The organism is Aquibium microcysteis, from assembly GCF_014495845.1.
In the GTDB taxonomy this organism is placed as follows: Bacteria; Pseudomonadota; Alphaproteobacteria; order Rhizobiales; family Rhizobiaceae; genus Aquibium; species Aquibium microcysteis.
On record NZ_CP061080.1, the window covers coordinates 2,202,515 to 2,214,436 of the forward strand.

The following is an 11,922-nucleotide window of genomic DNA, read 5'->3' on the forward strand; positions in this document are numbered from 1 at the left end:
GGGCGAGGCCCTCGACTACACTGCGTGGCGACATGACGCGGCACCGGCCGCGCCGCACGCACGAAGGACGGTATGGCGACCAGCGAGACCCGCAGCGAACGGAAGGACGAGAGCGGCGCACTGCTGCTCCGGATGGCGGGCATCCTGCCGGATGGCTGGCGCCGCTTCTGGCGCCGCGTCTCGCTGTTCATGCCGAAGCGGCTCTACGCCCGTTCGCTGATCATCGTCATCGCGCCGATGATCCTGCTGCAGTCGGTGGTGGCCTTCGTCTTCATGGAACGCCACTGGCAGACCGTGACCCAGCGCCTGTCGATGGCGGTCACGCGCGACATCGCCGCCATCATCGACATGATCGAAACCTATCCCGACCAGAACGGCTACCAGAACGTGCTGCGCATCGCGCAGGAACGGCTCGGGCTGAAGGTGGACATCATGCCGCCCGACCCCCTCCCCGCCCCTGGACCGAAGCCGTTCTTCTCGATTCTGGACCAGGTGCTGTCGGCCGAGATCACCCGGCAGATCAATCGTCCTTTCTGGCTCGACACGGTGGGCGACTCGGCCATCGTCGAGATCCGCATCCGGCTGGACGACATGGTGCTGCGCGTCTTCGCCCGCCGCAGCCAGGCCTACGCCTCCAACACCCACATCTTCCTTCTGTGGATGGTCGGCACGTCGCTGGTGCTGATCGTCATCGCCGTACTCTTCCTGCGCAACCAGATCAGGCCCATCCAGCAGCTCGCAGCGGCAGCGGAGAGCTTCGGCAAGGGCCGGCCGCCGCCGCCGGATTTCCGCCCGCGCGGCGCCGACGAGGTGCGGCGCGCCGGTACCGCCTTCATCCTGATGCGCGAGCGCATCGAGCGGCAGATCGAGCAGCGCACCGCCATGCTCACAGGCGTCAGCCACGATCTGCGCACGATCCTCACCCGCTTCAAGCTGCAGCTCGCCATTGCCGGCAAGCGGCCTGAGACCGAGGCGCTGAACCAGGACATCGACGACATGCAGTCGATGCTCGAAGGCTATCTCGCCTTCGCCCGCGGCGAGGCGTCGGAGGACACCGGACAGCTCAACATCGAAAGCCTGTTCGAGCGCCTATCGGAGGAGGCGCGGCTGCGCAGGCGCAAGCTGACGACCCAGATAACCGGATCGCCCGACCTTCTGGTCCGGCCCGCCGCCTTCACGCGGTTGATGTCGAACCTCGTCGGCAACGCCTTCCGCTATGCGAAGTCGGTGCATGTGCATGCCACCCATACCCGCGGCTCGCTGACGGTGGTGATCGACGACGACGGACCCGGCATCCCGTCGGAAAAGCGCGAGCACGTCTTCAAGCCTTTCGTCCGGCTGGACGACGCGCGCAACCAGGATGCCAGCGGCACCGGGCTCGGCCTGTCCATCGCCCGCGACATCGCGCGCAGCCATGGCGGCGACATCATGCTCTCGGACAGCCCGATGGGCGGCCTGCGCGCAACCATCCGGCTGCCGGCCTGAGCGTTCGGAGTCCGGGCCTCTTGAACTTCGCCAAATGGCACCCTAAACTTAGCCAGGTGGCAAGGAGAGGGTGATGGCCCAGACCGCAGTCGCAGACGGGATCCGGACCGGGAGCCAGCTGGACGGCAGCGCCGAAGCCGCCGCCGTGGCGGCGAAGGCCTTCGTGCGGATCGCCGAGGCCTGGCGACTGCGCGGCGACGACGCCGCCAACCTGCTCGACGTGTCGGGACGCACCTGGAATCGTATGAAGGCGGGCGGATGGAGCGGCCGCCTGTCGCGCGACCAGATGTTGCGCGCGAGCGGGGTCGTGGGGCTGTACAAGGCGCTGCATCTCTACTTTTCCGAGCCGCTCGCGGACGACTGGGTGCGCCTCCCCAACGCCGGTCCCGCCTTCGGCAACCGCAGCCCGCTCGACGCGATGATCGACGGCGGTCTGCCCGCCATCCTGTCGACGCGCGACCATGTCGACGCCCTGCGGGGCGGCGTTTGATACCGCCGCTCACGACGATCGCGGAGCAGGCGACGGTCAGGCTCATTTCCACGGCCTATTTCAAGCCGCCGGTGCTGCGCGCCCTCGTGGACACGGAGGAGGAGTTCGCGCTGCTGGCCGAGATCGAAGGGCTGACCAACCGCCGTCTGAAGGCGCAGACGGTCGGGGCGGGCTCGCTCGATCCACGCGAGACGGTGTTCCGCGCCTGGGGCCACACCACTATCAACGCCGCCTTCGCCTACACGCGGCCCGAGGGCAACCGCTTCAACGCCGGCGACCGCGGCGCCTGGTACTGCGCCTTCGACGAGCTTACCGCCATCGCCGAGGTGGGCTTTCACCGCACCCGGGAACTGGCCCGCATCGCCCGCTTCGAGGACGAGGCGGTCTACCAGTCGCTGCTCGCCGGCTTCATCGGCGACTTCCACGATCTGCGCAAGGTGACCGCCCCCCTGGACTGCCTCGGCCATGATCCCGCGACGGCCTATCCGGCCGGGCAGGCGCTGGCGCGGCGCCTGCGCGAGGCGGGCAGCCGCGGCCTGATCTACCCGTCCGCGCGCCGCCGCCGCGGCACCTGCCTCGTCGCCTTCGAACCGCACAGCGTACAGAACGTGCGGCCCGGCGCGCGCTGGAAGCTCGTATGGGAGGGCCGTGCGGACTATGTGGTGACGACGGATTGAGAGGGTGGTGGTCCCCCTCCCCCTTGTGGGCAGCGGTCAGGGGTGGGGGTGGGGGTGGGCCCGCAGGGCCAAGTCAAGGAATGCATGCAGCCCGGCGACGCCCGGGTTGCGTCCGTCTCACGTCCGAACCCCCACCCTTACCCTCCCCTCGAAGGGGAGGGAGACGCCGGCGTCGGCTCTTGTTCCGGCACCACGGAACCTGGCTCCGGGGACGGTCGGACTACCCCTCCCCCGAACTTCCGTCATGCGGGGCGCTCGGCTGTTCGGTGAAGCCGGACATGCCCGAGATCTCCTCGATGTCGCGCTTGATCTCCAGCGGGCTGGTCACATAGGCGGTGATGAGTTCGGCGATCGAGACCAGCGCGTCCATGTGGATGCGCTCGTAGCCATGCGAGGCATCGACGCCGAAGGCGATCAGCGCGGTGCGGACGTCGTGGCCGGCCTCGACCGCGGAGGCGGAATCCGAGCGGTAGAAGCGGAAGATGTCGCGCTGCATCGGGATATCGCCGTCGCGGCAGAGGTCGATCAGCTTCTTGGTGAGGTGGTAGTCGAAGGGTCCGGTCTGGTCGGCCATGGCGATGGTGACGCCGAACTCCGAAGAATTCTGTCCGGGTGCCGTGGTGCCGTTGTCGACGGCGACCATCGAGGCGACCTCCGGGGCCACGATCGCGGTCGCGCCGACGCCCACCTCCTCGGCGATCGTGAACAGCCAGTGGATGTCGACCGGCGTACGCGCCTGTGCCCGCTCCATCGCCTCCAGGGCGGCCAGCGACGCGGCGACGCCGGCCTTGTCGTCGAGGTGGCGCGAGACGATGAAGCCGTTGTCCATGAACTCGGTTTCGGGATCGATCGCGACGATGTCGCCGATGTCGATGCCGAGCGCCAGCGTCTCCGCCTTGCTCGTGGTGCGCGCGTCGATCCTGAGCTCGATATGGGCCCAGTCGACGGGCTGGGTATCGACGCCGTCGTTGAAGGTGTGGCCGGATGCCATCAGCGGCAGGATCGAGCCGCGATGCCTGCCCTCGTAGGAATAGATGTTGGCACGGGCCCCTTCGGCGAAGCGCGACGACCAGTGGCCGATCGGCACGAGTTCGAGCCGCCCGTTCTCCTTGACGCGCTTTACCTGCGCGCCGAGCGTGTCGAGATGGGTGATGATGGCGCGGGCGCCCTGGCGCCGGCTGCCCTGCCGAACCGCGCGGATGGCGCCGCGCCGGGTGAGCTCGACGCTCATGCCGAGCTGCTCGAGTTCGCGCGAGACATGCCGCACGACGGTGTCGGTGAAGCCCGTCGGGCTGTCGATCGAAAGCAGCGCCTTCAGCTGCGCAGCGAGATAGCCGGTGTCGATGGAAAGCTTCGTCACGGCGACTGCTCCGGGCGGCCGGATGGCGACTGCGACGCGGGAATCGGCCGGGAATGCGGAAACAGGAGATCGATGAAACGCTGTGCCGTCGGCTGCGGCTCGTGGTTGGCGAGCCCCGGCCGTTCGTTCGCCTCGATGAAGACGTAGTCCGGCTCGGTGGCGCGCCGGACCATGAAGTCGATGCCGACGACCGGGATCTTGATGGCGCGGGCCGCGGCGCAGGCGGCGTCGACCAGGCGCGGGTGGACGATGCCGGTGACGTCGTGGATGGAGCCGCCGGTGTGGAGGTTGGCCGTCTTGCGCACGACGATTTCGCGCCCGGCCTCGAGCACCGTGTCCAGCGACAGCCCCTGGCCTGCCAGGCACCGCCCGGTGTCGGCGTCGACCGGGATGGTGCTCTCGCCGCCCGTCGCGGCCGCGCGCCGCCGCGACTGGCGCTCGATCAACGTGCGCAGGTCGTGTTCCCCGTCGCCGATCACGCAGGGCGGGCGGCGGATCGCGGCGGCGACCAGCTTGTAGTCGATGACGACGAGACGCAGGTCCTCGCCCTGGAAGCAGGCTTCCAGCAGCACCCTGTCGCAGACCTCGAGCGCAGTCCGGATGGCCGCGCGCGTGTCCTCCGGCGTCTCGAGCCCGACCGACACGCCCCGCCCCTGCTCGCCGCGCGCGGGCTTGACCACGATGCTGCCGTGCCTGGCGAGAAACGCCGCGATGGCCTCGTCGCCATCGCTCTCGACGGCGATCTGGTCCGGGACCTTCAAGCCGGCCCGCTCAACCACGCGGCGCGTCACGGCCTTGTCGTCGCAGATCGACACCGCCACGCCGGAGGTCATTTCCGACAGGCTCTCGCGGCAGTGCACCGAGCGCCCGCCATAGGCGAGACTGAAGAAGCCGCCCGCCGCATCGGTGACCTCGACCTGAATGCCGCGGCGGCGCGCCTCGTCGACGATGATGCGCGCATAGGGGTTGAGCTCGTCATAGCCCTGGATCGGCCCGGCGAAGAGCCTCTCGTTGATCGGATTCTTGCGCTTGACGGCGAAGATCGGCACGCGGCGGAAGCCCAGCTTCTCGTAGAGCGCGATGGCCTGTTCGTTGTCGTGCATGACCGACAGGTCCATGAAGGCCGCACCTCGCGCCTGGAAATGCTCGGCCAGTCGGCGCACCAGCATCTCGCCGACGCCGGGATGACGGCACTGCGGGTCGACGGCAAGGCACCAGAGGGAGGAACCGCGCTCCGGGTCCCCGAACAGCCGCTGGTGGTCAACCCCCGTCACCGTGCCGATCACGTCCCCCGTCGTCTCGTCCTCCGCCACGATATAGGTGATGGAACGGCTGTCGCGGTTGGCCCAGAAGAAGTCCGGGCTCACGGTCACCATGTTGCGCGCCGCATAGATGGTGTTGACGGCATCCGCATCGACCTGCGAGGCGAGGCGACGGATGAAGAAGCTCTTCGGCTTGCGGCGGCTCGCCCGGTAGGTCGAGAGGTCGAGGCGATAGGTGTGCGAGGGGTCGAGGAAGGTCTCCTGCGGCGCCAGCGACAGCAGCACATGGGGGTCGCGCACGTAGAAGGCGATGTCGCGCCGCTTGTCACCCTCGTGCGACAGGGCGTCGATGATGGACGGGTTGTCGGGATAGGTCTGCGAGAACAGGAGCCGTCCCCAGCCGCAGTCGAGCGCCACCGAATGCCGCGTCGGCCCGGCTTCGCCCGCATGCGGGCCGATCGGCGGCTTCTGCGATTCGGTGCGCAGCCGCTTGAGCCGGTGGCCGAGCGCGCGCTCGGCCTTGCCGGTGTTGCGGCGGGGTTCCGCCGTCTTCGTCTTCGCCATCGTCAGATCCCGTGCGTCTGCAGCCACAGTTCCAGGAGACCCGCCTGCCAGAGTTCGGATCCCTGCAGGGGCGTGATGTGGTCGGAGGGGTTCGCAAACAGCGTGTCGAGCCACTCCTGCCGGAACAGGCCCCTGTCGCGCGCGGCCTGCGAGGAGAGCGCGTCGCGCACGAGGTCCAGATAGGGCCCGTCGACATATTTGAGCTGCGGCACCGGGAAGTAGCCCTTCTTCCGGTCGATCACCTCCGACGGCACGATCCGCCGCGCCACGTCCTTCAGCACACCCTTGCCGCCGTCGCGGATCTTCTCCTCCGGCGGGATGCGCGCGGCGAGCTCGACCAGCTCGTGATCGAGGAACGGCACGCGCGCCTCCAGCCCCCAGGCCATGGTCATGTTGTCGACGCGCTTGACCGGGTCGTCGACGAGCATGACCGTCGAATCGAGCCGCAGCGCCCGGTCGACCGGCGTGTCGGCGCCGGCCCGCAGCAGGCGCTCGGCGATAAAGTCGCGGCTGTGGTCGCGGCCGTCGATCCACCCGGGCGCCAGCTGCGTCTTCAGCGTCGCATGATCCCGGTCGAGGAAGACGCGGGCATAGTCGCCCACCACGTCGTCGGAATCCATCAGCGGCGGGTACCAGTGGTAGCCGCCGAAGATCTCGTCGGCACCCTGCCCCGACTGCACCACCTTGATGTGCTTCGACACCTCCTTGGACAGGAGGTAGAATCCGACATTGTCATAGGAGACCATCGGCTCCGACATCGCCGCGAAGGTGCCCGGCAGCGCATCCATCAGCTGGTCGGAGGGGACGAAGATCTTGTGGTGCTTCGTCCCGTAGCGTTCGGCGATCAGGTCGGAATAGACGAACTCGTCGCCCTTCTCGCCATTGGCCTCCTCGAAGCCGACCGAAAAGCTCATCAGCCCGTGCTGGCCCGCCTCGGCGAGCAGACCGACGATCAGCGAGGAATCGACGCCGCCGGAAAGCAGCACGCCCACCGGCACGTCCGCCACCATGCGCCGCTTGACGGCGAGCCTCAGCGCTTCGAGCACGCGGTCCGCCCACTCCTCGCGCGAGACGGCGGCATCGTGCGGGTCGCGTCCGAAGGGCGGGTTCCAGTAGATGCTGTCCCGGGTCGTTCCATCGGGCTCGATCACGCGGATCGTCGCCGGCGGCAGCTTGCGCACGCCTTCGATGATGGTTCGCGGCGGCGGCACGACGGCGTGGAAGCTCATGTAATGGTGCAGCGCCACCCGATCGATGGACGTGTCGACGTCGCCGGCAGCAAGAAGCGCCGGCAGGAAGGAGGAGAAGCGGATGCGGCCCGGCGTTTCGGACAGGTAGAGCGGCTTGATGCCGAAGCGGTCGCGCGCCATGACGATGCGGCCGGTGTCACGCTCCTGCAGCACGAAGGCGAACATGCCGTGGAATCGCTCCACGCAGCCCTCGCCCCATTCGCGCCAGGCCTTCAGGATCACCTCGGTGTCGCCGGTCGAGAAGAAGGAATAGCCCTTCTGTTCCAGTTCGGCTCGCAGTTCGGGATAGTTGTAGATGCAGCCGTTGAAGGCGATCGTGAGGCCGAGGCCCGAATCGACCATCGGCTGCTGCGCGCGCTCCGAAAGGTCGATGATCTTGAGCCTGCGATGCCCGAAGCCGGCATTGCCGTGCATCACGAGCCCCGCCCCGTCCGGCCCCCTCGGCGCCATCACGTCCGTCATCTTCGCGATCGCGATCGGAGACGGCGCCGTGCCGTCCAGTCTTATCTCACCACAAATTCCGCACATCGATGCGTGCCCGAGCCTCCGTTGTCGTTGATCTTGTCTTCGTCGCCGTGATAATTATAACCCTAATCATTAGAAGTCAAATGATAGGGCGACACGTCCATGGGCGACGAAGTGGCGAACGTGCCGGAAGAAGAAGGGTTCCACCCGCCGGAGGATCTCGCAGGCGAATTCAGGACCTTGATGAAGGCGGTGCGCCGGATCGTGCGGGCCAACGACGTGCGCTCGCGGGCGCTCGCGCGCGCCAGCGGCCTCACCGCGCCGCAGCTGGCGGTGCTGACCGGCGTGCTCGAACTGGGCGAGGTCACCACGAACGCGCTGTCGGACTATGCCGATCTCAGCCCGGCGACGGTTGTGATGATCCTGGAGAACCTGGAGGGTCGGGCGATCGTCGAGCGCTATCGTTCCACAACGGACCGGCGGGTCGTCTACACGCGCCTGACGGAAAAGGGCCGAGCCATGGTCGCGTCGGCACCGCTCTCCCTCGGCGAAGCCTTCGCCGGCCGGTACGCCGCACTTCCGGCCGGCAGGCGGCGGGTCATTCTCGAAGGGCTAACGGAGGTGGCGCGGCTGATGGAGCGTCCGTAGGGGACAGCCGGCGGCTCAGAACAGCCGGCCACCATCCGGCACCTTCAGATCGATCGCGGCCAGCACGACCGCGCCCTCCTCGTCGGGGAAGCCGAGCGTCAGCACCTCCGACATGAACTTGCCGATCTGGCGCGGCGGGAAATTGACGACAGCCATCACCTGCCGGCCGACGAGCTGTTCGGGGCTGTAGTATTTGGTGATCTGGGCGGAGGACTTCTTCACGCCGATCACCGGCCCGAAGTCGATCTTCAGCTTGATCGCGGGCTTGCGGGCCTCCGGGAAAGGCTCGGCCTCCACGATGGTGCCGGCCCGGATGTCGACGCGGTCGAAATCCCCGAAGGTGATGTCGGGCTTGCGCTCGGAACCGGCCGACACGGTCAGGCGGTCCCGTGCGTCTCGAAGAGCACGCTCTGCAGCGCATCGCGCGCCGAGACGCCCGACCATACGACGAACTGGAAGGCCTGGAAGTAGCATTCGCAGGCTTCGAGCGCGGTCGACAGGAGCACCTCGACCTGCTGGCCGGTGGGTTCGACTCCGCCGTTCAGCATCAGCGCCTGGCGGAACATGATCGCCCCCTCCTGCTCCCACAGGTCGAAATGGCCGAACAGCATCTGCTCGTTGATCAGCGCCAGCAGCCGCAAGACCTCGGTCACCCGCGGCTCCGCGACCTTGATGTCGAAGGCGCAGGCCAGATGCAGCGCCTCGAAATCCTCCATCCAGGAGAAGGAGATGTGATAATCGGTCCAGTTGCCCGCGACCGAGATCGCGATCTCGTCGTCGCCGGCCCTCTCGAAGGCCCATTCGTTGGCGTTGGCGACCGCCTCGATCACATCGACGGGATGCGCTTCGCGGGACAGGTCGATTTCCAGAAGGCTCATGGTTGCTTCCTGTGGCTATGGGAGCGCCGTTCGCGCGCTCCACCGGAAACGCACGTGACGCGACGACGAACCGGGACGGACGAAGAAGGCCTCATACCTCCACCCGGGCCACCCCTGCCCGGCGCATGCTCGAATCATGCTGTAGATTCAGTGTATTGATGCGAGGACGCGGTTCCAGCGGTTTTTTCGCGCGGCGCGTCGGGGGGTGTGGATAGATCGGGCGCCGGCTTGCTGCGCCGCAGCGTAAGCGATTCAGCGCGAACACCTTTTCGCGCTGGGGCGCCTGTGGACAGACCCGCTGAACTTTTTGCGCGAGGCCTGACGGCGGGCGATCAGACGCCGGTTCCGGCCCTGTTTCCGGCGAGCGACGCGACCTTCGCCTCGAGTTCGTCGAGGCGGGCGGCGAGCTTCTTGTTCTCGGCGCGGGCCTTCACCGCCATGTCCCGCATGGCTTCGAACTCCTCGCGCTGCACCACGTCCATCGAATTGAGGATCCGCTCGGCCTGACCGCGGAAGGCGGTCTCGACCTCGCGCCGGACACCCTGCGCGGCACCGGCCGCGTCCGTCATCAGCTTCGCCAGATCGTCCAGGATGCGGTTCGGTCCGTTGGTCATGGCGTCGACCCTTCTGCTTCGCGCGGCCGCCGCGCATGCGGCGGCGTCACAGTGAACTAGGGACGCGGCGCCCGCTTTGCAAGACGCATGGCGGCCCGGCACCCGACCCGGCCCATCCGTCGCAGCCGCCCGGCTTGACCTTTCCGTCCGGCTTCGACCATGGTCCGCCCGCCGCAACAAGCCCGGACGGACCCCTTTTGGAACATCTTCTCCTGCCGCTCGCGGCACTGCCCTTCCCCGATATCGATCCCGTCATCGTCCAGCTCGGCCCCCTGGCCATCCACTGGTACGGGCTGGGCTACGTCGCGGGCATCCTGTTCGCCTGGTGGTACGGTCGGCGGCTGCTGGCGAACTCCGCGCTCTGGCGGGACGGCCGGGCGCCGCTCAAGCCGGACGATCTCGACGATTTCATCGTCTGGGCCGCCGTCGGTATCGTGCTCGGCGGGCGGATCGGCTACATCCTGTTCTACGACCTTCCGCGCTACGTCGAGAACCCGCTGGCGATCCTGGCGGTCTGGGAAGGCGGCATGTCCTTCCATGGCGGGTTCCTCGGCACGACCATCGCCATGATGCTGTTCGCGCGCTCGCGCGGCGCGGGAATCTGGAGCATGTTCGACGTGGTGGCGGCGGGCGTTCCCGTCGGCCTCGGCCTCGTGCGGGTGGCCAATTTCATCAATTCGGAACTCTGGGGCCGCGTGACGGACGTTTCCTGGGGCGTCGTCTTCCCCAATGGCGGCGAGGTGCCGCGCCATCCGAGCCAGCTGTACGAGGCCGCGCTCGAAGGCCTGGTGCTGTTCGTCGTGCTGCGCCTGCTCACGCACGGCTTCGGCAGGCTGAAGAGCCCGGGCTTCGTGGCCGGCGCCTTCGTGACCGGCTACGGCCTGTCGCGCATCGTCGTCGAGTTCTTTCGCGAGCCCGACGCGCAGCTCGGCTACCTCTTCGGCGGCTGGCTGACGATGGGCATGGTGCTGTCGCTGCCGATGGTGATGGTCGGTCTCTGGGCGATGCTGCGCGCGCGGCGCGCGGCGGCATGATGCGGCTTCGCACGGAGCCCGCCGCATGACGCCGCTCGACGCGAAGAGCGCCGCATGACGCGGCTGGGCGAGAAGATCGCCGCGCTGGTGGCGCAGGCAGGGCCGATCGGGATCGCCGAGTACATGGCACTGTGTCTGTTCGACCCGGAGCACGGCTACTACACGACGCGCGAGCCCTTCGGCTCGGGCGGCGACTTCACCACCGCGCCGGAGGTGAGCCAGATGTTCGGCGAACTCGTCGCCGTCTGGGTCTACATGGCGTGGCAGGGTGCGGGCAGCCCGCCGGAGGTCTGCGTGGCCGAGCTCGGTCCGGGCCGCGGCACGCTGATGAAGGACATGGTCCGCACGCTCGCCCAGTTCGATCGCGCCTTCGTCGACCGGACACGCTTCGCCCTCGTCGAAGCGAGCCCACGCCTCGTCGAGGTCCAGCGCGCGACACTCGCACCTGCACCTGCCCGATTCGAATGGCACGACCGCATCGATGGGCTTCCGGACCTGCCGACCCTCTTCGTCGGCAACGAGATTTTCGACGCCATCCCCGCGCGCCAGTACGTCAAGCACGGCGCACGCTGGCCCGAACGCTGCGTCGGCCTCGACGATCATGGCCGCCTTCGCTTCGTGCTCGGCTCGGGCGTGGCTCATGCCTCGCTTCTGCCGCCCGGCGCCGACCGGGTGCTCGACGGCACGGTCCTGGAGCACGCGCCGGCCCGCGAAGCCTTCATGCAGGCAGTGGCCGAACGCCTCGCGCGATTCGGCGGAGCGGCCCTGTTCTTCGACTATGGCCATCTGGAACCCGGCTTCGGCGACACGCTGCAGGCGGTGCGTCTTCATGCGCCGGACGGCGTTCTCGATCATCCCGGCGAGGCGGACCTGACGAGCCATGTCGATTTCCGCAGCCTGGCCGCGGTCGCCGAACGGTGCGGCCTCGCCGTCCAGACCGCGCCCCAGCGGGACGTCCTGTTTGCGCTCGGGCTGGCGGAACGCGTCGAGGCGCTGTCGGCGGGAAAAAGCGGGGCGGAGCGCGAGAGGATCACCGGCGAAGCCGAGCGGCTGGCGGGGAGCGGCGCGATGGGCGACCTCTTCAAGGCGCTGCTGGTGACGCGCCCGGCGTGAGGCCCGTTCAGCGTGGACGGCACGCCCGGCCCGGGACGTCGCCCTCCCGGGCGTCACCTTGCGGATGCCCGCCCTCGCATTG

The 11,922-nt window shown here is 68.2% G+C and carries 12 protein-coding genes; 6 read left to right on the top strand and 6 right to left on the bottom strand.

Annotation, left to right across the window (positions count from 1 at the left end; all coding sequences use genetic code 11):
• The first annotated feature begins 72 nt into the window (after nucleotides 1-72).
• The 3 genes from IAI54_RS10175 (at nucleotide 73) to IAI54_RS10185 (ending at nucleotide 2,652) form a co-directional block, all read left to right on the top strand.
• On the top strand, nucleotides 73-1,485 hold the full coding sequence (locus IAI54_RS10175; RefSeq protein WP_187972228.1) for an ATP-binding protein: 1,413 nt from the start codon (nucleotides 73-75) through the stop codon (nucleotides 1,483-1,485).
• A gap of 73 nt (nucleotides 1,486-1,558) precedes the next feature.
• Nucleotides 1,559-1,975 (top strand): antitoxin Xre-like helix-turn-helix domain-containing protein, encoded by a 417-nt coding sequence (locus IAI54_RS10180; RefSeq protein ID WP_187972229.1) that lies wholly within the window; start codon nucleotides 1,559-1,561, stop codon nucleotides 1,973-1,975.
• Complete coding sequence (locus IAI54_RS10185) at nucleotides 1,972-2,652, top strand: RES family NAD+ phosphorylase (protein WP_235679319.1); 681 nt, start codon at nucleotides 1,972-1,974, stop codon at nucleotides 2,650-2,652. The genes IAI54_RS10180 and IAI54_RS10185 overlap by 4 nt, the downstream gene beginning before the upstream one ends.
• A 220-nt stretch (nucleotides 2,653-2,872) precedes the next feature.
• Here the strand turns inward: IAI54_RS10185 and IAI54_RS10190 are convergent, their stop codons facing one another.
• From IAI54_RS10190 to IAI54_RS10200, 3 genes are read right to left on the bottom strand one after another with little or no spacing between them, the layout of a single operon-like run.
• Nucleotides 2,873-4,012, bottom strand: coding sequence for an osmoprotectant NAGGN system M42 family peptidase (locus IAI54_RS10190; protein ID WP_187972230.1), 1,140 nt, complete (start codon nucleotides 4,010-4,012; stop codon nucleotides 2,873-2,875).
• Nucleotides 4,009-5,838, bottom strand: a complete 1,830-nt coding sequence (gene ngg, locus IAI54_RS10195; RefSeq protein WP_187972231.1) for an N-acetylglutaminylglutamine synthetase — start codon at nucleotides 5,836-5,838, stop codon at nucleotides 4,009-4,011. The genes IAI54_RS10190 and ngg overlap by 4 nt, the downstream gene beginning before the upstream one ends.
• 2 nt (nucleotides 5,839-5,840) lie before the next feature.
• Entirely contained in the window at nucleotides 5,841-7,616 is a 1,776-nt protein-coding gene (locus IAI54_RS10200; RefSeq protein ID WP_187972232.1) for an N-acetylglutaminylglutamine amidotransferase, read from the bottom strand.
• A 99-nt stretch (nucleotides 7,617-7,715) separates the two neighbouring features.
• Between IAI54_RS10200 and IAI54_RS10205 the strand changes: the two genes are divergently transcribed.
• Nucleotides 7,716-8,201: a MarR family winged helix-turn-helix transcriptional regulator gene (locus IAI54_RS10205; protein ID WP_187972233.1), complete on the top strand. Its 486-nt coding sequence runs from the start codon at nucleotides 7,716-7,718 to the stop codon at nucleotides 8,199-8,201.
• 15 nt (nucleotides 8,202-8,216) lie between these two features.
• Here the strand turns inward: IAI54_RS10205 and IAI54_RS10210 are convergent, their stop codons facing one another.
• The 3 genes from IAI54_RS10210 to IAI54_RS10220 all read right to left on the bottom strand — a co-directional run bounded on the left by IAI54_RS10210 (nucleotide 8,217) and on the right by IAI54_RS10220 (nucleotide 9,693).
• Nucleotides 8,217-8,576, bottom strand: coding sequence for a tRNA-binding protein (locus tag IAI54_RS10210; RefSeq protein WP_187972234.1), 360 nt, complete (start codon nucleotides 8,574-8,576; stop codon nucleotides 8,217-8,219).
• A 2-nt stretch (nucleotides 8,577-8,578) separates the two neighbouring features.
• On the bottom strand, nucleotides 8,579-9,079 hold the full coding sequence (locus IAI54_RS10215) for a type III secretion system chaperone family protein (protein ID WP_187972235.1): 501 nt from the start codon (nucleotides 9,077-9,079) through the stop codon (nucleotides 8,579-8,581).
• Nucleotides 9,080-9,411: 332 nt separating this feature from the next.
• On the bottom strand, nucleotides 9,412-9,693 hold the full coding sequence (locus IAI54_RS10220) for an accessory factor UbiK family protein (RefSeq protein ID WP_187972236.1): 282 nt from the start codon (nucleotides 9,691-9,693) through the stop codon (nucleotides 9,412-9,414).
• Between the two features lie 197 nt (nucleotides 9,694-9,890).
• On the opposite strand from IAI54_RS10220, the gene lgt reads away from it, so the two are divergent.
• Together lgt and IAI54_RS10230 are read left to right on the top strand one after the other, a co-directional pair.
• The gene (gene lgt / locus IAI54_RS10225; protein WP_187972237.1) at nucleotides 9,891-10,727 is read left to right on the top strand and encodes a prolipoprotein diacylglyceryl transferase; all 837 of its coding nucleotides are present in this window, start codon (nucleotides 9,891-9,893) and stop codon (nucleotides 10,725-10,727) included.
• A gap of 54 nt (nucleotides 10,728-10,781) precedes the next feature.
• Nucleotides 10,782-11,840, top strand: a complete 1,059-nt coding sequence (locus IAI54_RS10230) for a class I SAM-dependent methyltransferase (protein ID WP_187972238.1) — start codon at nucleotides 10,782-10,784, stop codon at nucleotides 11,838-11,840.
• Nucleotides 11,841-11,922: the final 82 nt, after the last annotated feature.